Consider the following 21,948-nt stretch of genomic DNA (forward strand, 5'->3'; position numbering starts at 1 on the left):
GCATCTAGTCGGGCCTTCTTTATTCTCCTCGGGGCACAACCATCACTACATCTTCCTTTTCAACGATTACCTGCCCTTCGGCGAGTCCTTTTGGCTTTCGAACAAACTTCTTTGGCGTTACAGTAACCGGACATAAGCTATCGGTACGTCGCTTCGAATACCAGGCAGCCAACTCGGCGGCCCGTTCGATTACGTTTTTAGGGAACGGTTTACCGGCCTGGTATTTGATGATAACGTGCGATCCGGCCACATCACGAGCGTGAAGCCATAGATCATCCTTGTAAGCGTATTTCTGCGTTAGCAAGTCATTGTTCTTCGCATTACGTCCAATCAGAATCCGAAACTGGTCTACCGTTACTTCCTTGAATAGCTCATTTGTACTCTCCCCTGTTAATAGACTGTCCCGCTCGCCAACCAAAGCCTGCTGTTTTACGTAACGTCGCAACTCCTTGAGCGTTTGAATAGCTTCAATCTCTGTCTTGTGCTGCGCCAGCCGGGTAATTTCAGCTTCGCGAAGCGCCACCTGATTGGTAAGATGTTCCTCCTCAAGCTTTTCATTTTTGGCTTTACGATAAAAGTTCTCGGCATTTTTTTGAGGGCTTAAATCCGGTTTCAACTTGAGGGTGATCGGCTCATCGCGGTAGAAATCAAACAGAGTCAGCCGTTCGGGCGATTTTGCGCCGGGGCTTTCAGCAATATCATGAAGGTTAGCCATCAGGATATGACCCATTTCTTCGTGACTTGCTCCTTCCTCCCGGCTAATGAGTCGCTGCATAGTAGCCTCAATCTGAGCCAGCGCCTTTTTTCGTCGTTTCTCAATGAGCCGAAGTAGGTTTGCTTTTTCCTGCTCAAACGTACTGAGCCCCGAAAAGGCGGTATAAAATCGGTTTGCCGCTTCAAGAGGATCCTGAAACTCCCGCTGCACCTCGCCCACTGGCAGCAGACTCAGGGCGGGTTTATGATCGATTCGGGTTAGGTAAAAGTTGGGTTGTTCTAACTGAGCAAGTGTGTTTTGAATAATCGCCCATTTATCTGGCCCGGCTAAGGATTTATCCAGTCCCTGCTCATTCAGCCACTGATTCACAACCTTACCAAACGTTGGAAAAAGTGAGCGATGATCGAAATTAGCCTGCTCAAACGCCAGATAAGACTGGTCGATCTGACGATCGAAAGCGCTGAACGTTAACTCTTCGTCGGCGGCCAGCCTGTGGTTGAACATGTCGATTACATGTTCTCCCCGGAAGGCAAGTAAGTTAGGTCGGTTGCCGAAAAATTTGAACACGAGCGCACACTCATCTTCCAGCAGGATTGCCAGACAACGCTCATTTGCAAAGAAGCGCGTACCGACCACCAGCGGTTCTTTTTCGCTTTCTCCAATAACGTCACCAAACAAATCAACGCTGTTGGTTCGCGCCCTACGTGTTGCCTCCGGAAATACCAACCCCGAAAAGTCAGGACGAAGACTAGCTTTTACGTAGAATGGTTTGTAGTAATTGACCTTCCCTTTTGCCTGCGCAAACACCAGAATAACCTCATCGCGGTCCTGACTGTAGCACTCCATGAACCGCAAACCGTTGATCTGAGCGGCCAAAGCCGGAGCAAGCTGACGTAAGAAATAGAAATTTGTATGCATGTTCGAATTCAACTATAGCTGTCCAATAAACTTCAAAAAATAAGTATTATTAACTATTAAAAATTGAGTTAATATTTGTTTAAGTAATTTTTCTATTCTTATATGAACAATTTCATAATTTCCTGATTAACAAAAGTTTAAGTTATTTACAAATATAAATATTTTAATAATAATCTTAATTTTTTTCCTAAAACATTTTAACTTAAGTAATAATTACTCTTTGCATTTTTACATAAACTGCTTAACATTGTTGCGATTACCTAATTTATAACCAACCTTAATGATAATGAGAGCAATTCTCTACAAGCTTCTGCGTGGTGCTTCACTATGTGCAGTCTTGCTGTTATGGAGCTTAAACGCTTCGGCGCAAGACCGTAGAATTACGGGTAAAATTTCGGGTGTTGACGGTCCCGTTCCGGGGGCCAACATCGTCTTGAAAGGCACCCAAACGGGGACCTCCTCTGATGCCGACGGTAACTTTGCTATTAACGTACGGGGCACTAACCCTGTTCTTGTCGTGTCTGCAATTGGCTTCAAAACCCAGGAAATTAACCTTGGTAACAAGTCGGTGATTAACGTTTCGCTTGAAGATGATGCTACAGCTCTGCAGGAAGTGGTTGTAACGGGGTACACCACCGAAAACAAACGCGAAACTACAGGTGCTGTATCAACGGTAAAAGCAAGAGCCCTACAAGTTGTTCCCTCTGGAAACGTTGAACAACAATTGCAAGGCCGTGTTGCCGGTCTGACGGTGATCTCAAATGGTCAGCCAGGTACGACCAGCCAGGTACGTGTACGCGGCTTCGGTGCTTTTGGTGGTAACGCTCCGCTGAATGTTGTCGATGGGGTTCCAGTTGGGTCAACGGACTTTTTAGCGCCTGATGACATTGAAACGACTACCGTCCTAAAAGACGCGGCTTCCGCTTCTATCTACGGTGCGCGGGCGGCTAACGGCGTTATCGTATACACCACCAAGAAAGGCTCTAAAACAGCTCGTAAATTGTCTATCAGCTACGACGGTCAAATGGGTATAACTGATCCAGGGAAAGGTCAGGATATGCTTAAACCGACAGAGTTTGCCGAGTGGACCTGGAATGCCGCCCGGAATACGGGTACGCAGGCAGGTACGGCTCCTGTTTACAGCCACCCTCAGTTTGGTAATGGCACAAGCCCGGTTATTCCTGACTGGCTCATCGCGACCCGGCCCGATGCCAGTGGCAATCCAAGCACCAACTATGGTGTGGTGGGCAATATCGACCTGGACTACGCCAGAAAGTTCTACAACAACAACTCTGGAGCCGGTCCGATTTTTCAGACTGTGCGGGCGAATAAAGAAGGTACAGATTGGTATAAGGCCATTACCCGTACAGGCACGTTACAGCGTCATGCGTTGGGCTTCTCGGGTGGTACAACAAGCAGCCGGTATTATATCGGCTTAAGCGCACAAACACAACAAGGTATCCTACTGGCTAACGATTTTAAACGGTATACCTTCCGGGCCAACACGGAATTTGACCTGTCGAAACGCATTCGCATCGGTGAAAACCTGCAATTTACGTATCGTTCAGTGCGTGGTCAGGGTGGTGGCAGCGGTGGCCAGGGCGTAGCAGCGGACGAAAACGATATTCTTCAGGCCTTCCGTATGCCATCGATTATTCCGGTATACGATGAGTTTGGCGGATACGCTGGTACAGCGGCCAAGGGCTTTAACAACCCACGTAACCCAGTAGCCAGCCGTCAGAGCCAAGAAAACAACAAGGCCTTTAACGCGAACGGCTTTGGTAACCTGTACGTCGAATATGATCCTATCGATAACCTGACGCTACGTAGCAGCATCGGTGGTCAGTTCAACAGCTTCTACAATGTTGGCTACAGCCGTCTGCAGTACGAAAACTCAGAAAACAACTCAGCAACAGGGTTTAACGAAGGTGGTGGGTATTCATTCCAATGGGTATTAACTAATACTGCCAACTATAAGCGCCGGTTTGGTATTCATAACGTAGACGTATTAGTTGGTCAGGAAGCCCTGAACACGGGCGTTTTCCGGAATATCAACGGTAATGGTCAGAACCCTTTCTCGTTCGACCCGAACTACATTACACTCAACACCGTATCGGCTACCGGTCGTGTCGTTGGTAGTGACTATGGACAAGGTGTGAACTTTAATTCTGTGTTCGGTCGGGTAAATTACTCCTATAACGACAAGTATATTGTCACGGGTCTAATTCGTCGCGACGGTTCGAGCCGTTTTGGTGCCAACAACCGGTACGGGGTATTCCCGGCGGCTTCGGCAGCCTGGCGTATCTCGTCGGAGAGCTTCATGAAGAACCTGCCCTGGGTTACCGATCTGAAGATCCGCGGTGGTTACGGGATCATGGGTAACTCGAACAACGTAGACCCGAACAACCAATTCAGCCTGTATGCCAGCGATTTGGGTAACTCCGCTTACGACATCAATGGCACCAACTCGAGCACAGTCGCCGGTTTCTACCGTTCACGGATTGGTAACCCCGATGCGAAATGGGAAACCTCTGTAACAACCAACATTGGTATTGACGGAACGTTCTTCAACGGTAAGCTGGATGTTATTCTGGACCTGTGGCGGAAAGATACCAAAGACCTGCTGTTTGCCGTACCTATTCCTGACGTTATCGGTACGTATGCTTCAGCCCCATCGGTCAACATCGGCAAAATGCTAAACCAGGGCCTTGATTTACAGATTATTACCCGTGGCAAGATTGGTTCTGATGTTGGCTATGAAGCCAACGTAACAGGCAGCTTCCTGAAGAACGAGATTACGTATCTGGCCCCTGGTCTGACTTACCTGACAACGGTAAACCCTGGATTCCGGGGTATTAACCCAATCCGAAATCAGTTAAACTACTCGATCTCATCGTTCTACGGCTATCAGGTGCTGGGACTGTTCAACAGCAAAGCTGAAGTTGATGCCGCCCCTAAACAGGAAGGAGCCGCTCCAGGCCGTTTCCGATACGCGGATATAAACGGCGACAACCAAATTACGGCTGACGACCGCACGTATCTGGGCAGCCCCGTTCCGAAATTCACCGGTGGTTTCAGCCTTAAGTTCACCTACAAAGGGTTTGACATTGAGACGTATGCCTATACGTCGATTGGCAACAAAATCTTTAACGTATCGAAGTGGTTTACTGACTTCTATCCATCGTTTGCCGGAGCGGCTATTAGTGCTCGTGTGAAGAACTCCTGGACTCCACAGAACACCGGCACAGATATCCCAATTTTCGAGTCGGCATCGAACTTCAGCACGAACACGCAGTCGAACTCTTTCTACGTTGAGGATGGCTCGTACTTCCGTCTGCAAAACCTGTCGATCGGCTATAACCTGCCCGCTGGCCTGCTCGGCAAGCTGAAATTACAGCGCGTACGGGTATTTGCCTCGACGAACAACCTGTTCACCGTTACCAAGTACCAGGGCTTAGACCCAAGCGTAGGCGGAAACGCGGATACTAACTTCGGCATCGATGTGGGTAACTACCCCATCACACGGAGCTTCACCGGCGGTTTGAGCATTGGCTTCTAATTAAATCAAGTGATAACCCGACACTGGGTACGTAAACGCATCTGGTGTCGGCAAATCCGTAAAATCATATCATGAACTACAAAAACAAGTTTTCCATTATCGGGGTAACTGCAGCCTTATCAATTATGGCGGTTGCCTGTAAAGATAAGTTTCTGGAGGTACCCGTAACTGGTCAGTTAAGTAACGCGCAGTTAAACTCTAAAGCTGGTATTGAAGGCTCGCTGGTTTCGGTCTATTCGATGCTTAGTGGTCGTGGAGACCGGTTGGCTTCCGCTTCGAACTGGGTATGGGGTGGAATCCGTGGTGGGGATGCTAACAAAGGCACTGACCCAGGGGACTTCTCTACAATTAACCCCCTGCAGCGTTTCGAAACCATCTCTACCTCAGGTGAAATCGGTGGCTCTTGGCAGCGTAAGTACGAAGCCATCAGCCGGGCTAATGCAACGTTACGTCTGTTGGCCAGCGCTGGAGCTGACGTAACGGCGGACGACAAGAAGCGTATTTCGGCAGAAACGCGTTTCCTGCGTGGATTCAACTATTTTGAACTGAAACGGCTGTTTAACAACACCCCTTATATCGACGAAACGGTCGACTACGGAGCGGGCATAGAAAAGGTAGCCAACACCACGGATCTATATCCAAAAATCGAAGCTGACCTCAAATACGCCTACGATAACCTTCCTGAAACACAGGCTGCGGTTGGCCGGGCAAATAAATGGGCGGCAGCTGCTTACTTAGCTAAAGTGTATCTTTATCAGAAGAAATACAACGAAGCAAAAGCGCTGTTCGACCTCGTGATTGCGAGCGGTAAAACGTCAGGTGGAAAGAAATATGGCCTTGTTCCTTCGTATCCGGATCTGTTCAAAGCAGCGAACGACAACAACGAAGAGTCGATCTTTGCAATTCAGGCAGCCGCGAACACAGGTAATGTGAACAATGCGAATCCAGAGTTTGACCTGAACTATCCGTACAATACAGGCCCGAACGGACCAGGTAACTGCTGCGGATTTAACCAGCCCAGTTTTGAATACGTAAACTCATTCCGGACAACAGCGGCTGGTCTGCCCTTGCTGGATAACTCCTACAACGCTGCCGCAAACGAGGTTAAGAATGACATGGGGGTTCTATCGAAAGATGCCTTTACGCCAGACGCAGGTAATTTAGACCCTCGCCTTGACCACACCGTTGGCCGTCGGGGTATTCCTTATCTGGATTGGCAGGATCACCCAGGCGCTGACTGGATTCGGAACCAGCCCAATGGCGGCCCTTATTCAGCAAAGAAGTTTACCTACTACAAGTCAGACGTTGGCAAATTTCAGGATAATAGCTCCTGGACACCAGGTTATACCGCTCTAAACGTACCACTTATGCGTTTTGCCGATGTGCTGCTGATGGCTGCCGAGGTAGAAATTGAGGTAGGATCGTTGCCTAAAGCAATGGAGTATACGAACATGGTCCGGAAGCGTGCAACTAACCCAGCCAGCTTCGTCACGAAGGGCGGTGCACCAGCGGCCAAATACGTCATCGCGGAATATCCCTCGTCAACTTTTGCCAGCAAAGAATCAGCTCGTACGGCCGTTCGATTCGAGCGCCGACTGGAACTTGGCGACGAGGGACACCGGTTCTTCGATCTGGTACGTTGGGGAATCGCGGAGCCAACCATCAATGCTTACCTGGCTTACGAAGGCACCAAGCTACCGACAACGTTAGGTGGTGCTCGGTTTACCGCAAATCAGGACGAATATCTTCCGATCCCACAAACTCAAATTGATCTTCAGGGCAAAGATGTGCTGAAACAGAATACAGGATATTAATTCCTACTACCAATAAAAAAGCCCAGACTGAACATTCAGTCTGGGCTTTTTTATTGGTCTATATCAGACGAAAGATCCGTATAACTTTCCGCATAATAAACAAACAGCACGAACACAAGATTGAGTATAAGTACTTAGAAATTATGTCAAATATTTAAATAATTAATTACTCAATATTTTTCACTAATTGCTAAGTAATTATTACAAGTAATTGTACTTATCGACACTGAGCACTCAAATTTTAATCATTTACGCACTTGGAATATGATTTATCTGATATAATCTTTGCATGTTTTACAAATCCATAAGTTAAATACAAATAATAAACCCAATTCTACAACCTATGAAAGCGACACTTTACAGGTGTTTGAAGCCAGGATTGCTCGGCTTGTTCATCCTGTTATGCAGCTTGAGCGGTTTCGCTCAGGACCGACGTGTAACGGGAAAGATTTCTAGTACTGATGGTGCCGTACCTGGAGCTAACATTGTCTTGAAAGGTACCCAAACGGGTACCTCGTCGGATGCTGAAGGTAATTTTGGTCTCAATATTCGGGGCACAAATCCTGTGTTAGTTATTTCGGCAATTGGTTACAAAACACAAGAAGTTCCAGTCGGTAATCAGTCAACCCTCAACATTTCACTGGCCGAAGATGCAACGGCTCTGCAGGAAGTTGTGGTAACGGGTTACTCGACGGAAAATCGCCGGGACGTGACCGGAGCCGTATCGACAGTGAAACCAGCGCAACTTAAAGTTGTGCCATCTACAAACGTGGAGCAGCAGTTACAGGGCCGGGTAGCCGGTGTAACGGTTATCACAAACGGGCAACCAGGTACAAGTAGCCAGGTTCGGGTTCGTGGTTTTACGTCGTTCGGCGGTAATCAGCCACTGTATGTGGTCGATGGAGTGCCAACTCAAAACATCAATTTCTTAGCCCCTGATGATATTGAGACCACAACGGTACTGAAAGACGCGGCTTCGGCATCGGTATATGGAGCGCGGGCAGCTTCCGGCGTTATTGTGTTAACGACCAAAAAAGGCCAGCGTCGGGCTCAGAAATTGAGCGTAAGCTACGATGGTTTGTACGGCGTTACAGATCCGGGACATGGCCCGAAAATTTTAACTCCACAAGAACAGGCTGACTGGACCTGGCAGGCACGTAAAAACGATCTGTTCCAAACAGGAACGCCAGTTGGTCCGGATAGCTTCACGGGTATCGCCAATAACCAGTATGGATCTGGTCAGACTCCTGTTTTACCAGACTACCTGCTGGTAGGTAACCGTTCAGGTGTGACGGGTGCTGTTGACTTAGCAGCTGAGCAGGCTAAATACAACGTTAACCCTGCCAATGGTGCCATCTACCTGGTCATTCCATCTAACAAACAGGGAACGGACTGGTACAAGGAGATCACGCGGGTTGCTCCTCTGATGCGTCATTCGTTAGGCTTCTCGGGTGGTACGGAATATAGCCGCTATTACCTCAGCTTGGGTATGCAGCAACAGGCCGGTATTATCCAGTACAACAATTTCAACCGGTATACCTTACGGGCAAATACTGAATTTGACATTACCAAAAAATTGCGGTTTGGCGAAAACATTCAGCTTGCCTACGTATCGGCCACTGGCTTGCAGGGAAGTACGGGTAGTACGCTTGGTAATGGCACTAACAACAACTCCAGTACAGCCAATGACGAAAACGACATCCTGTTAGCGTTCCGGCAGGCACCGATCATACCCGTCTACAACTCATTTGGCGGATACGCTGGTACAGCAGCTCCTGGCTTTAACAACGCCCGGAACCCGGTAGCCAACCGTATTGGTGCAGCTAACAATCTGAGCTACAACTTCATTACCTTTGGTAACGCGTATCTGGAGTACGATGTGATTCCAGCCTTAACGTTGCGCAGCAGCCTGGGTGGTACGTACTTCACTAACTATGGCAACAATTACTCGCGCTCGCAGTACGAAAACTCGGAGAACAACACCAACTTCACCTACAGCGAAAACGCAGCCTATGGATTGTCATGGACGTTTACGAACACTGCTCAATACAAAAAGCGGTTCGGTATTCACGACATCAGCGTACTGGCAGGTGTAGAAGCGCTGAACACCGGCTCAGGACGTAACATCAACGGTTCTGGCTTAAACCCGTTCACAACCGATCCGAACTATGTGACGATTGCAACGACCACACCAGGCGCAACCCGTCAGGTGAATAGCGGCTACGGACTTGGTAACAAGTTCTTCTCGGTCTTTGGTCAGGCTCGGTACACGTTCAATGACAAATACATCGGAACAGTTGTTGTACGTCGTGATGGTTCATCGCAGTTTGGTTCGAACAATCGTTACGGGGTATTCCCAGCGTTCTCGGCCGCCTGGCGTATCTCCTCGGAAGACTTCATGAAGAGCCTTCCCTGGGTATCTGACCTGAAACTTCGCGGTGGTTATGGCTTAATGGGTAACTCAAACTACCTGAGTTCGACCAACCAGTTCAACCTGTTCGCGTCAAATGCGGGTAACAGCTATGATATTACCGGTGCCAACACTTCTGTACAGGCCGGTTATTACCGGAGCCAGATTGGAAACCCTGATGCGAAATGGGAAACCTCGGTTACCTCTAACATTGGTATCGATGGAGCGTTTTTCAACAACAAGTTAGAAGTCGTTCTTGATGTGTGGCAGAAAGATACCAGAGACCTGCTGTATCCGCTGGCACTTCCCGGCGTTGTGGGGGTTCGGGCAAATGCGCCCTACGTTAACGTAGCCAGCATGCGGAACAAGGGGATTGACCTGTTAGTAACGAACCGCGGTACCGTAACGGGTGACCTGAGCTACGAAGTGACGGCAATTGGTAGTATCCTGGACAATAAAATCACGGCAATCGCGCCATCTGTACCGTACTTCTACGGCGGTGGCAGTCAGCGGTTAAGTACGCCCGTTGTTCGGAATGAGCCTGGCCATGATCTGTCTTCGTTCTACGGCTATCAAGTGCTGGGTTTATTCAACAGCAAAGCTGAAGTTGATGCTGCGCCTACGCAGAGCGGAGCTGCTCCGGGACGTTTCCGGTTTGCTGATGTTAACGGTGATGGTCAAATTAACGATGATGACCGTACGTATCTGGGCAGCCCAATTCCAAAATTCACGGGTAGTCTTACGCTGACACTTCGGTACAAAGGCTTTGACCTGAATACCAACGTGTATACATCCTTGGGTAACAAAATTTTCAACAACCAGAAATGGTACACCGATTTTTATCCATCGTTCCCAGGAGCGGCTGTTAGTGCTCGGGTGAAAGATTCGTGGTTGCCTACGAACATGAACACGAACGTACCGATTTTCGAAAACACGTCGAACTTCAGTACGAATACGCAGGCAAACTCGTATTACGTTGAAAATGGCTCGTTTGGTCGGATGCAGTACCTGACCTTAGGGTACACCTTCCCAGCTGCCACGCTCAGCCGTCTTAACCTGAGCCGGTTACGGTTGTCACTGTCAGCTACGAACCTGTTTACCATCACGAAATACTCAGGTTTAGATCCAGCCGTAGGTGGTGCAGCCGATCAGAACTTCGGTATCGACGTAGGTAACTACCCTGTTACCCGCGGCTATAACGTAGGTTTAAGCTTTGGTTTCTAAACCCGGCAAAAATGAGCAATCTGTCCGGCGAATGAATCGTCGGACAGATTCTCCAAACATGTTAATCAATCTCATAATTCAGGTGAATTATATCATGAAAAAAACCATTTTTAAGGGCGCAGCGATAACGGCAATGCTTACGCTGGTTACGTTCGCCTGTAAAGACAAATTTCTGGAGGTACCCGTTACGGGCCAGTTAGCCAGCTCACAGCTGACTTCAAAGGCCGGGCTGGAGGGTATACTGCTTTCTTCGTACGCTCAACTAAACGGCCGGGGCTTTGCCCGGATCGCCAGCTCCTACAACTTCGTTCGAGGTAGTATGTCGGGGGGCGAAGCTAACAAAGGCTCAAATCCTGGTGATGGAGGTGGTAACAGTAACTGGACGACCTTCCAGCGCTATGAGTTGCTTCCTAGTAACGGGGACGTAAACGATAAGTGGCGGGGTATGTATGAAGGCATCAGCCGGGCGAATGCGGTGCTCCGTGCGCTTCCTTCGGCTTCCGCTGACGTATCGGCTGCTGATAAGCTACGCATTGGTGCCGAAGCTCGATTCCTACGCGCTCACTACTACTTTGAGCTGAAGCGTTCGTTCAACATGGTACCTTACGTTGACGAAACCCTCGACTACGGTACTGGTGTAGACCAAGTGAAGAACGACGTAGACATCTGGCCAAAGATCGAAGCTGACTTCAAATACGCTCAGGACAACCTGCCGGCAACACAAACGGCCGCTGGTCGGGCGAACAAATGGGCCGCAGCTGCTTATCTGGCTAAAACCTATTTGTATCAGAAGAAATACACTGAAGCGAAAGCTCTGTTCGATCAGGTAATCGCCAGTGGTGCTACTTCCAATGGTAAGAAGTATGGTCTGGTCGCTAACTACACTGATGTTTTCAACGCAGAAAGAGAAAATACAGAAGAGTCAGTGTTTGCCATTCAGGCAGCTGTTAACACCGGCGACGTAGCTAACTCGGCTCAGGAGCTGGATCTGAACTTCCCGTATAATACCGGTTCGAATGGACCGGCTGGTTGCTGCGGATTCTTCGCGCCCAGCTTCGATATGGCTAACTCGTTCCGGGTTAATGCAACTGGATTACCTTTGCTGACGGGCGTCTCTGAAAAAGATCAGGCGAACGGTCTATACAGCCAGGCTGGCAATGAATTGAAAAACGACCAGGGTATTGAATCAAAAGCGGCATTTACGCCGGATGCAGGTCCAGTCGATCCACGTCTCGACTGGTCGATTGGCCGCCGGGGCATTCCATACCTCGATTGGCAGAATCACCCCGGTCTCGACTGGATTCGTGACCAAAGCTTTGCTGGCCCTTATTCACCGAAGAAGTTTATCTTCTACCGGTCGCAGGATAAGACGCTGACCGATGGTAGCTCATGGACAGATGGTTACTCAGCGATCAATTACAACATCATTCGCTTTGCCGATGTGTTGCTGATGGCTGCTGAAGCAGAGATTGAAGTTGGCAGCCTGGAAACGGCACGTACGTACATCAACCAGATTCGGACCCGTGCCGCTAACCAAAGCGCCTGGGTTAAAACAGCTGATGGCAAAAACGCTGCGAACTACGTAATCAGCAACTATACGACTGCTTTCGCCAGCAAAGAAGCCGCTCGTTCGGCTGTTCAATTTGAGCGCAAGCTTGAGCTTTCGGGCGAAGGTCACCGTTTCTATGACCTGGTTCGTTGGGGCATAGCGGCTCCGGTACTGAACTCGTTCCTGGCTTACGAAAGCACGAAGCTTCCGTTAGGTTATGCAGGAGCTAAGTTTACCGCCGGACGCGACGAGTACATGCCAATCCCGCTGGTTCAGCTTGACCTTCAGAAAGGCGTACTGAAACAAAATCCTGGCTATTAATTAGCTCAATTAATCCAGTTAAAAAGCCAGTCTTGCCATAGAGTGAGGCTGGCTTTTTTTATTGAACAATACCGCATGGAGCCGGTTTAGTAATCTACACAACAACTAGACCACAACGTCATGGCTAATCACAAAAGCACCGATCAACCGGGTTCGAATGATAAGCAACCGCATTCTGAACGGACCCGCAACCATGAAGCACATGACACAAGCTTCACCCGCCCCAATGGCGAACGGACCATGCAGCCATCGAACAAGAGCAAGCAAGGTCCGGAAGAAGAGCACGTAGTAACCGATAAAACACCTGGCGAACTCGCAGACGAGCGGGGTGGCCATGGCCATTCGGGGCATAGCAGCAGCCGGAACGGCAGCCGCAAATAAACAGCTGTACAGCAACGTAATGGATGATGAATAAGAAGTGGCTTATGAGTATTCATGTACTCAAATCTGCTTACCTATTCATTATCCATTTTTCGTTGTATTATGGGCGATTTGAATCAGTGGCGGGCCGAACTCCGTCAGGAACATAAAGACATTCTTGCTTACTGGGAGCGTTACGCTCCTGACGAGGCTAAAGGCGGTTTTTATGGCCGCGTCGATTATCAGAATCGCCCTGACCCCAATGCCGACAAAGGCATCGTTTTAAATGCCCGCATCTTGTGGACATTTTCGGCGGCTCTTCGCCACACGCAGCACGACGAGTACCGCGCCACTGCCGATAGATCGTTTGACTACATCCGAAAGTACTTTATCGACCCGCAATACGGCGGGGTGTATTGGTCTGTCACAGCTGATGGCCAACCTAAGCAACCGATCAAACATTTATACGGTCAAGCCTTTGCCTTGTACGGCCTGAGTGAGTACGCCCATGCCACCCAATCGGCTCCGGCGCTTGCATTGGCCAAAGAACAGTTCGAAACCATGGTAGAGCATGCCTACGATCCAAAGCGAGGTGGGTATCGGGATGCGTACGCCCGTGACTGGTCAGACACCAGTAATTTTGTCATGAGCAGTTACGAGAATCAGGAAACCAAGACCATGAACACCCATCTCCACCTGCTGGAGTCGTTTACGTGCCTGTACCGGGTCTGGCCTCACAAATCGGTTGCCGCCCAAATTCGTGGGATGCTGGACGTATTTCTAAAACATATTGTCGATCCCAAAACGTATCGGATGAATATGTTTCTGAACGACGATTGGCAGATTCGGAAAACGGCCATCTCATACGGGCACGACATTGAAGCTTCCTGGCTCCTGCCCGAGGCCGCCGATGTGCTGGCCAGTAAGAATAAGGAAGATAAAGCCCTGCAAAAACGAGTGCATGACGTAGCAGTACAGATGGCCAGGGCTGCCTCCACGGGTTTAGAGCCGGACGGCGGCATGAACTACGAATTCGATACGAAAACGGGTCACCTCAATCGTGAACGCTCCTGGTGGGTTATCGCCGAGGCCATGGTCGGGTTCATGAATGCGTATCAGCTCACCCACGAAAAACAATTCCTCGCCAAGTCAGAGCAGAGTTGGGAATTTATCAAAAAGTACCTGCTCGACACAAAAAACGGCGAATGGTTCATGGGCGTTGATGCCAACCATAAAGTCGTAGGTAACGACAAAATAAGCATGTGGAAATGCTCTTACCACAATAGCCGGGCCTGCCTCGAAATGCTCGAACGTCTGGAACACCTGCGGTGACGATTGCCTTGTTTGATTAGTATACCCTACATTTACCATGTCAATGCACACGAACCCACTAGCTTCGCTAAACGTTATTCTCTTAGATAGGGCCTTATTATCCACTGCCCGTTTTCATCCGATTGATGCTTTACCCGACCACATTAGAAAATAAACTAGGTTTCGATACCATCCGCGAACGCCTGAAAGAAGCTTGTGTCAGCCCACTTGGCCAAGACTATGTCGAGAAGATCCGGTTCACGGATAACCCTCAGTTGATCGATAAACTGCTTCGCCAAACCGACGAGTTCAAGCAGATTGTTCAATACGAACCTGACTTCCCAAGCAGCAATTATATCGACGTTCGGTCTCAGTTAAACCGGGCCCGTGTAGAAGGCCTGGCCTTAACCGAGGCCGAATTCTTTGATCTTAAACTTGCATTACGTACCATTCAGGACTGTCTGCGCTTTTTGAACAAACGCGACGACGTAACGGCATTCCCATTTCTGAAAGAATTAGCCGGTCCGATTGGTGTCGATAAAAAATTGACAGATGCGCTCGAGCGCGTGATCGATGATCGCGGACTAGTCCGTGATTCGGCCTCGCCTGAACTGGCTAGCATTCGCCGACGGATTATCAGCGAACAGGCGAACCTGCGCAAACGCCTTGACTCGATACTTCGGCAGGCCCGGCAAAATGGCTGGATTCCGGATGATTTGTCGTTGACGGTACGTGGTGGCCGACTGGTCATTCCGATTGCAGCCGAACACAAGCGCAAGATCAAAGGCTTTGTACACGACGAGTCGCAAACCGGCCAAACCGTCTTTTTAGAACCTGCCGAAGTATTCGACGCGAACAACGAAATCCGTGAGTTAGAATACGAAGAACGGCGCGAAATCTACCGCATCCTATTGGCTTTAACGGATCAGGTTCGGCCGCACCTCGACGACCTGAAAAAAGCCGTTAACTTCCTGGCTCAGATCGACTTTATTCGGGCAAAAGCGAAGCTGGCGGTACAGTTAGACGCCGTTATGCCTAAACTGCATGAACGGCCTTTCGTGAACTGGACCGGTGCGCGTCACCCGCTGCTGCACCTGTCGTTTACGAAGCAGGGCAAAACGGTCGTTCCGCTAGGTGTCCGGCTCGATGAAAAAGCCCGTATCCTGATCATCTCGGGTCCGAACGCGGGTGGTAAGTCGGTGGCGCTGAAGACAATCGGCCTTGTACAGTACATGCTGCAATGCGGTTTACTGGTGCCAATGGCCGATTATTCAGAGATGGGTATCTTTCAGAATCTGTACATCGACATTGGGGATGAACAGTCGCTGGAAAACGACCTGAGTACGTATAGCTCACACCTGACCGCTATGAAGCAATTCCTGGTTGGTGCCAACAAGCGGACGCTGTTCCTGATCGACGAATTTGGTACGGGTACGGAACCGGGGCTGGGTGGTGCCATTGCGGAGTCGATCCTCGAAGACCTCAACAAGTCAGGCGCGTATGGCGTCATCAATACGCACTACACGAACCTGAAAGTCTTTGCCGATAAGACGCCGGGCCTGATGAATGGTGCCATGCGCTTTGATGGCGAGCACCTCGAACCGTTGTATCAGTTGGAGATTGGCCGTCCGGGCAGCTCGTTTGCGTTCGAAATTGCGCAGAAGATCGGTTTACCCAAAGGGGTTATTGACCGGGCGAAAGAGAAGCTCGGCAGCCAGCAGGTCAACTTCGAGAAGCTGCTGAAAGAGCTGGATATTGAGAAGCGGGTGTTCTCCGAGAAGAACCTTGAAGTCAGCATCAATCAACGGAAACTGGCTCAGCAGCTTGCTGAGTACACAGCGCTGAAGACCCGCCTGGACAACGAGCAGAAAAAGATCGTTAACGACGCGAAGCAAAAGGCTAAAGCGCTTGTGCAGGAAGCCAATCAACGGATTGAGAACACCATTCGTGAGATTAAAGAGAACAAAGCCGAGCGCGACGCAACGAAGCAGGTTAGGCATGAGTTAGAGCGCTTTGAACAGAAAGAACTAAAGCCGGAAGTCCTCGTTGTTGAGAAACCCCAGCAAGCCGAAGAAGAATTTGTGGCCGCCGTGGATTCGGCCGATAATGGCGCAATCACGGTTGGCAGCTACGTGCGCATTTCCGGTCAGAATGCAATTGGTGAAGTGCTGTCGGTACGGGGCAAAGACGCTGAAATTCGGATTGGTGATTTGAAGTCGACGATAAAACTGAACCGGCTTGAAAAAGTCAGCAAAAAGACGTTCAAAGAAGCAACTGAGGTAAGGGATGATCGCCCCCGTAGCCAGGGTGTCGACATGAACGAGAAGATGCAGAATTTTAGCTTCAACCTCGACATCCGTGGCAAACGTGGCGAAGAAGCGCTGGGCGAAGTCGACCGTTTCGTTGACGATGCACTGATGCTTGGCTATCCTGAACTACGTATTGTACACGGCAAAGGCGACGGCATTCTGCGAACACTCGTACGCAATCATCTGCGCGGCTATAAACAAGTGGCCCGCATGGAAGACGAACATGCCGACCGCGGTGGGGCCGGGGTCACGATTGTAAAGATGAAATAAACGATTGGTTCTTGATAGCCATTCGTAATCTATAGTCATTGGTTGCACAAAGCCACATTAATGACTACACATGACGAAGAGCATCAAGGACCATGAATGACTAAAAACATGAAAGCAGTTATTTTTGATATGGATGGGGTTATCGTTGATACGAACCCACACCACCGTACCGCCTGGAGAGAATATTACCAACGGAACGGCAAAACCCTCAGCGACGAGGATTTTGTGAACTACGTATCGGGTAAACACAACAACGATATCGTGGCGCACCTATTTGCCAATGAGACGCTGGCTCCGGAGGACGTACTACGTTTAGCGCACGAAAAGGAAGCCTTATTCCGAGAGTTGTACCAACCGGATATTACGCCGGTTCCGGGTTTGGTCGACTTCTTAACGTCGTTGAAAGCCGCTGGTATCCGTACAGCCGTTGCCACCTCGGCCCCGGTCGAAAACCTTGATTTTGTGATTGATGCGCTGGCTCTGCGCCCTTACTTTGATGCGTTGCTGAACGAAAGTATGGTCAGTCATCCCAAGCCTGATCCGGAAATCTATCAGAAAGCGATGGCTGTACTCGGTGTAGAACCAGGTGAAAGCGTCATTTTCGAAGATTCGATGACGGGCATCCAGGCGGCTAAGGCTTCAGGCGCTTATGTCGTGGGCGTAGCAACCACGCAAAGTACCGACGAACTGTTTCCGTTTGTAGACGACGCCATCCGGGATTTTTCGGAGATGAGCCTGGAGCGGGTTCAGCGGCTGATTAACGTTTTTTAACAGCATCAACGTCTGCCTGCTCCGGTCTAATCCCTAATTTTGTAAACGTCAACCCTTGCTATCATGCCCCTGAGCCGCTGCCTTTTGTTGCTTTGCCTGTTTGGCTTGCTAAGCGGGTCGAGCAACGCATGGGCGCAGGGCAAGTACGTGATCGGGACAGTTGTCGACCAGACGACCAAGCAGGGGGTTGACCGCGCTACCGTGATTAACCAACGGACGCGCCAGCGGGCCCGTACCAATACCGCCGGGCGCTTTTTCATGACCGTTCAGCCGGGCGATTCGCTGATTTTAACGAGCCAGCTTTACAATCGCACAGGCATTAAATACGACGGTTCCGAAAATCCGACCATTGTGGCCAAAGCCCTACCGCCCATGCCGTATCGCGTGGTTGATCTGGCCGAAGTGACCGTTACGGCGAAACGATACGAAGAAGTCAAAAAAGAGATTCAACAGATACTCGATGAGCCAACGGCGTCTAAAAAAGTAACCGGTGAGCAGGCGTTCGACCGGGTGGCAGACGGGGCCGGGGTAACGCTCCTGTATGAGCTGTTCGGGAAACGCCCCAAATCGGACCGAAAGGCGTATTACATTATGCAGCAGGACCGGCGACACGCCCTGGCCCTCGAACGTTTTCGACTGTTGGTCGATCAGGCCACGGACTTGAAAGGCGCTGACATCGACCGTTTCTTTGACTTCTGCGAACTGAACGATGAGTTTTTGCTACGTTCATCGGATTACGACCTCATCAACACCATTCAGCAGCTTCGGAATCGCTTCCGATATGGTTTCAACCGGCCCAGCGGCATTTCGCCCGACCCGGAGCAAACTAAGCAGAAGTAGTTACGAGTAGAACGGTGACCTTATCCCCCACCCGTATGGTGCCCCCCTGCAACACTTTAGCGGTCATACCCCCGTGGCCCCGCATGGCATTATAGCCACCCGGCCCAAGCGTAGTTTCCATCTTCGAGCAGGGGTGGCATTGTCCGGTAATCTGCAAAACCACCGGATCGTGATCCGAATCACCGATCTGAATTTGCTGATCTTTTAAGGCCAGCAGGTTAATACCCGACACTACCAGATTACGGCGGAGCAGGCCCGGATCAAGGGCGTGGCGGCCCATTAACGCGGCAACAACCGGCAGATGTTCAGCCTGGATCAGCGTTACGTGCCGATTACCACTTTGCCCGCTGTAATGGTCACCGAGAATTCCTTTTTTAATCGAAACTTCTGCGGATGGCACCACCTCAACGGCCGTTGCCCGTTCGGGACGGATACCAATCCACTCCACCCTGCCGGCCTGTGGGAATACCTCGAATAAGTCTTTAATATTCTGCATACTGTCTGAACCGATCATCGTGTGATGATGATTGGCTGTCGTCTGAGTAAACTGTTTATCTGCTCTTGCCTGTCTTTGAAAATACACCGTTGGGTTAATACCTACGTAACAGCGCCAGCATTTTAGCATCCAGTTTCATACCCTGATGGGTTTCATACGTAACGTCGTCACGATCACTGTTAAGGATGCCAAATGCTCCACGGAAGTTCCAGAGCGCCCATCCCCAGCCAGCCTCTTTCCAGAGTTTAAGCTGATCTTCCATCCAGCGCAGGGCAATGTCGTGGGGTGTTTTGTTGAAGCAGCCCCACTCCCCTACGTGTACGCCTACGCCTTGCTTCTGAAGTTTCTGCCAGGGCTCTATGGCCGCTTTACGCAAAAAGTTGGCATCCCATTTTACGTTCATCCAGGTAGTCGGCCAGCTCGGTGGCGGTGTCTCTTGCAGCATCGGCACCCAGGAGGCTTTATAATGACTTACGTTCATGGGCAGATACCCACGCGTACTCTGGGCTATCTTCAGATCGGCTAATTTACCGACCGGCTGATTACCAAACTGCAATCCATCCGCAATGATCAACCGGTCGGGGTCAACCGATCGAATGCCTTCTACCAACGCTTTCACGACCCGAACGTAACTCGACTCGTCTGTATTTGGTTCATTGATTAAATCGAACGATACTTCACTATTCGGACGGCCCTTGTAGCGTTCGGCCAAGTGTTTCCAGTGAAATACAGCTGCTTCTAAGGCTCGTTCGTCGGTCCAGAGGTTCAGCGGTTCAGCCGGTGGGTTAACGCAGTAACCCGGAATACGGTGTAGGTTCAGGTTTACGTGAATGGTATGTTGCCGCCCATACTCAACGGCCGCATCCACTTCTTTTAACACCCGTTCGTTTAACTCGGTCCAGTGAGCCGGATCGGGTGTCGCCCAGCAGTGGTACGACATCGGCAACCGCACGAAATTGAACCCCCAGTCGGCTATCCACTCAAAGTCGCGTTCCTGATACGGTCCTTCCGGCTCCGGACCGGTCTTCCCGGCCACGAATTTTTCGAGCAGATTAAAGCCCCGCCACCGGGGCAGCTTTTCAGGTTTTGGGTCCGGCAGACTGTTGTTTTCCGCGCCTATCAGAGGAGTAAGCTGACTCATGCCAACCGCAGTAAGTGATGTTTGCAAAAACAGACGACGTTGCATGATTTGTAACTGAAACAGTCGGTTTCAGACGTAATGGATACTTTCTGAACGGTACATAAGCGGATTTGTTTGGCGCTTCTTCACCCCCTGAGGTTAGTAATGCTATTACGTATGACCATCGTTCTTGAGTAGACAGGTAATAGGTCAGACTATGTATTGACGTAATACATTGACCGCTTTCGGATTAGTGGATTATCTAACTGGTCAAAACGTTATACCGATTTAGTATATTGAAAGCCGACAATAGCCCTAACCTCTGTACTTCCCATCTATGAAACTTTATTCACTCGGCCTACTGAAAGCTGTTGCTATTGGCTTCATTTGTTTAAACCTTTTTGCTACGCACACTAATGCACAGCCGACTGCTCAAGCGGTACGTCCCCGAATCGTGGTTACGGCTGACCCGGAACTCGACGACAACAACTCGCTGATCCGCTTTCTGCTCTACAGCAGCGACTTAGATATCGAAGGACTTATCTATACCAGTAGTCAGTTCCATTGGAAAGGCGATGGCAAGGGCACCAAGTGGTTTGTGCCCGGCAGGGAATACACCCGGTTTGGCTTAAATCTGTGCCCCTGCGAGTCGTGGCGTTGGGCAAAAGACGAACGCTTCATCCACGATATCGTCGACGCCTATGCGAACGTATATCCGAACCTGAAAGTACATAACTCCCGGTATCCCGCTCCCGCCCAGCTCAAAGCAAGGATTCGCTATGGCAACATTGAGTTTGACGGCGACATCAGCAAAGATTCACCGGGTTCGGACCTGATAAAAGCGTTGATCCTGGATGATAAACCAGGGCCGCTTTTCATTACGGCCTGGGGTGGACACAGCACAATTGCCCGCGCCCTCAAATCGATTCAGGAGCAGTATGAATACACCACCCAATGGGAAGCGATTAAACAAAAAGTATCCCGGAAGGTAGTGCTGCTACCTTCCGGCGATCAGGATGACATGTATGCCACTTACATCCAGCCGAACTGGCCTGATATCGAGTACCGGCAATTTAAAGCTGGCCCTAACTATGGCTACGGGGCGCAGTTGGGCGCTAAACCGGAGAATGCCCCTTATCTGACGGCCTCCTGGATGAAGGAGAACATATCGGATCGGGGCCCGCTGGGTGCCTTATATCGGGTGTGGGGCGATGGCAGGCAGATGGTCAAAGACGACAAGCTGGATTATTTTGGCTTCTCGGGCACCTCGAATGAGGAGTTAAAGAAAAAGGGTTACGTGGTGTGGATGCCCGTGCAGCCGAAAGGCTCCTGGCTGGGCGAGGGCGATAACCATACGTTCATGAACATGCTGGGCAATGGCCTGCGCGCCTACGAAGTCGGTACGTATGGAGGTTGGGGAGGTCAGGCGATGAGCAGGCCGGAAGCCACAACAAGCTCTCCGTTCGGAGTTGCAACCTCTTCGGATACCAGCGCCAACGCCATGGCCACTACGTTGAGCATGTTGAATACCCAGCAAAGTAAAAATGCCGGTGAACTGGCCTTCCCAAATTTCTTTCCTCAGGCCCAGCGAGATTTTGCGGCCCGTATGAAATGGTCGGTGACGGCTAAATACACGGAGGCCAACCACGAACCTGTAGTTGGCCTTGAAGGGCCGCTAACGGTCCTGGTAACGCCCGGCCAAACGATACGTATCAATGGAGTAGTTTCTGACCCGGATGGGCATGCCGTCTCGACCCGGTGGTGGCAACTTCGGGCGGGCAGCTATCCGAATCAAGTGGTGATCGCGAATCCTGACTCACTTCGGACGGAAGTGCTGATCCCCAAAGATGCCAAAGGGGGCCAAACGATTCATCTCATCCTGGAAGCAACCGACAACGGAACACCCTCGCTGACCCGGTATCAGCGGGTGATAGTCACCGTAAGAAAATAGGAAGAGATCT

General features: G+C 50.2%; 13 protein-coding genes. 10 read left to right on the plus strand and 3 right to left on the minus strand.

Annotation, left to right across the window (positions count from 1 at the left end):
* Positions 1-19 precede the first annotated feature (19 nt).
* Positions 20-1,633 (minus strand): NFACT RNA binding domain-containing protein, encoded by a 1,614-nt coding sequence (locus ACYVBJ_RS26010; RefSeq protein ID WP_460985207.1) that lies wholly within the window; start codon positions 1,631-1,633, stop codon positions 20-22.
* A gap of 286 nt (positions 1,634-1,919) precedes the next feature.
* Here ACYVBJ_RS26010 and ACYVBJ_RS26015 point away from each other — a divergent pair, with 286 nt between their 5' ends.
* The 9 genes from ACYVBJ_RS26015 to ACYVBJ_RS26055 all read left to right on the plus strand — a co-directional run bounded on the left by ACYVBJ_RS26015 (position 1,920) and on the right by ACYVBJ_RS26055 (position 18,371).
* The gene (locus tag ACYVBJ_RS26015) at positions 1,920-5,192 is read left to right on the plus strand and encodes a SusC/RagA family TonB-linked outer membrane protein (RefSeq protein ID WP_460985208.1); all 3,273 of its coding nucleotides are present in this window, start codon (positions 1,920-1,922) and stop codon (positions 5,190-5,192) included.
* A 71-nt stretch (positions 5,193-5,263) separates the two neighbouring features.
* The gene (locus ACYVBJ_RS26020; protein ID WP_460985209.1) at positions 5,264-7,006 is read left to right on the plus strand and encodes a RagB/SusD family nutrient uptake outer membrane protein; all 1,743 of its coding nucleotides are present in this window, start codon (positions 5,264-5,266) and stop codon (positions 7,004-7,006) included.
* A 343-nt stretch (positions 7,007-7,349) separates the two neighbouring features.
* Positions 7,350-10,640: a SusC/RagA family TonB-linked outer membrane protein gene (locus ACYVBJ_RS26025; protein WP_460985210.1), complete on the plus strand. Its 3,291-nt coding sequence runs from the start codon at positions 7,350-7,352 to the stop codon at positions 10,638-10,640.
* Positions 10,641-10,734: 94 nt separating this feature from the next.
* The gene (locus tag ACYVBJ_RS26030; RefSeq protein WP_460985211.1) at positions 10,735-12,510 is read left to right on the plus strand and encodes a RagB/SusD family nutrient uptake outer membrane protein; all 1,776 of its coding nucleotides are present in this window, start codon (positions 10,735-10,737) and stop codon (positions 12,508-12,510) included.
* 120 nt (positions 12,511-12,630) lie between these two features.
* Positions 12,631-12,891, plus strand: a complete 261-nt coding sequence (locus ACYVBJ_RS26035) for a hypothetical protein (RefSeq protein WP_460985212.1) — start codon at positions 12,631-12,633, stop codon at positions 12,889-12,891.
* 102 nt (positions 12,892-12,993) lie between these two features.
* Positions 12,994-14,202, plus strand: coding sequence for an AGE family epimerase/isomerase (locus tag ACYVBJ_RS26040; RefSeq protein ID WP_460985213.1), 1,209 nt, complete (start codon positions 12,994-12,996; stop codon positions 14,200-14,202).
* A 125-nt stretch (positions 14,203-14,327) separates the two neighbouring features.
* The gene (locus ACYVBJ_RS26045) at positions 14,328-16,760 is read left to right on the plus strand and encodes an endonuclease MutS2 (protein WP_460985214.1); all 2,433 of its coding nucleotides are present in this window, start codon (positions 14,328-14,330) and stop codon (positions 16,758-16,760) included.
* Positions 16,761-16,868: 108 nt separating this feature from the next.
* Positions 16,869-17,531: an HAD family hydrolase gene (locus tag ACYVBJ_RS26050; protein WP_460985215.1), complete on the plus strand. Its 663-nt coding sequence runs from the start codon at positions 16,869-16,871 to the stop codon at positions 17,529-17,531.
* 63 nt (positions 17,532-17,594) lie between these two features.
* Positions 17,595-18,371 carry a hypothetical protein gene (locus ACYVBJ_RS26055; protein ID WP_460985216.1) on the plus strand — a complete coding sequence of 259 codons (777 nt, stop codon included), beginning with the start codon at positions 17,595-17,597 and terminating at the stop codon, positions 18,369-18,371.
* On the opposite strand, the gene ACYVBJ_RS26060 is transcribed toward ACYVBJ_RS26055, so the two are convergent.
* A complete protein-coding gene (locus ACYVBJ_RS26060) occupies positions 18,358-18,867 on the minus strand; it encodes an MOSC domain-containing protein (RefSeq protein WP_460985284.1) in 510 nt (169 codons plus the stop codon). The genes ACYVBJ_RS26055 and ACYVBJ_RS26060 overlap by 14 nt on opposite strands.
* A 94-nt stretch (positions 18,868-18,961) precedes the next feature.
* Positions 18,962-20,053: a glycoside hydrolase family 5 protein gene (locus ACYVBJ_RS26065; RefSeq protein WP_460985217.1), complete on the minus strand. Its 1,092-nt coding sequence runs from the start codon at positions 20,051-20,053 to the stop codon at positions 18,962-18,964.
* 271 nt (positions 20,054-20,324) lie between these two features.
* Between ACYVBJ_RS26065 and ACYVBJ_RS26070 the strand changes: the two genes are divergently transcribed.
* The gene (locus ACYVBJ_RS26070; protein WP_460985218.1) at positions 20,325-21,938 is read left to right on the plus strand and encodes a DUF1593 domain-containing protein; all 1,614 of its coding nucleotides are present in this window, start codon (positions 20,325-20,327) and stop codon (positions 21,936-21,938) included.
* Positions 21,939-21,948 lie beyond the last annotated feature (10 nt).

The organism is Spirosoma fluminis, assembly GCF_054778895.1.

Excerpts from the sequence above, each read along its gene's own strand:
- ACYVBJ_RS26020 (WP_460985209.1), top strand. The coding sequence starts at position 5,264 with ATGAACTACAAAAACAAGTTTTCCATTATCGGGGTAACTGCAGCCTTA.
- ACYVBJ_RS26070 (WP_460985218.1), top strand. The coding sequence starts at position 20,325 with ATGAAACTTTATTCACTCGGCCTACTGAAAGCTGTTGCTATTGGCTTC.
- ACYVBJ_RS26060 (WP_460985284.1), bottom strand. The coding sequence starts at position 18,867 with ATGCAGAATATTAAAGACTTATTCGAGGTATTCCCACAGGCCGGCAGG.
- ACYVBJ_RS26045 (WP_460985214.1), top strand. The coding sequence starts at position 14,328 with ATGCTTTACCCGACCACATTAGAAAATAAACTAGGTTTCGATACCATC.
- ACYVBJ_RS26055 (WP_460985216.1), top strand. The coding sequence starts at position 17,595 with ATGCCCCTGAGCCGCTGCCTTTTGTTGCTTTGCCTGTTTGGCTTGCTA.
- ACYVBJ_RS26040 (WP_460985213.1), top strand. The coding sequence starts at position 12,994 with ATGGGCGATTTGAATCAGTGGCGGGCCGAACTCCGTCAGGAACATAAA.
- ACYVBJ_RS26030 (WP_460985211.1), top strand. The coding sequence starts at position 10,735 with ATGAAAAAAACCATTTTTAAGGGCGCAGCGATAACGGCAATGCTTACG.
- ACYVBJ_RS26010 (WP_460985207.1), bottom strand. The coding sequence starts at position 1,633 with ATGCATACAAATTTCTATTTCTTACGTCAGCTTGCTCCGGCTTTGGCC.
- ACYVBJ_RS26035 (WP_460985212.1), top strand. The coding sequence starts at position 12,631 with ATGGCTAATCACAAAAGCACCGATCAACCGGGTTCGAATGATAAGCAA.
- ACYVBJ_RS26065 (WP_460985217.1), bottom strand. The coding sequence starts at position 20,053 with ATGCAACGTCGTCTGTTTTTGCAAACATCACTTACTGCGGTTGGCATG.
- ACYVBJ_RS26050 (WP_460985215.1), top strand. The coding sequence starts at position 16,869 with ATGAAAGCAGTTATTTTTGATATGGATGGGGTTATCGTTGATACGAAC.
- ACYVBJ_RS26015 (WP_460985208.1), top strand. The coding sequence starts at position 1,920 with ATGAGAGCAATTCTCTACAAGCTTCTGCGTGGTGCTTCACTATGTGCA.
- ACYVBJ_RS26025 (WP_460985210.1), top strand. The coding sequence starts at position 7,350 with ATGAAAGCGACACTTTACAGGTGTTTGAAGCCAGGATTGCTCGGCTTG.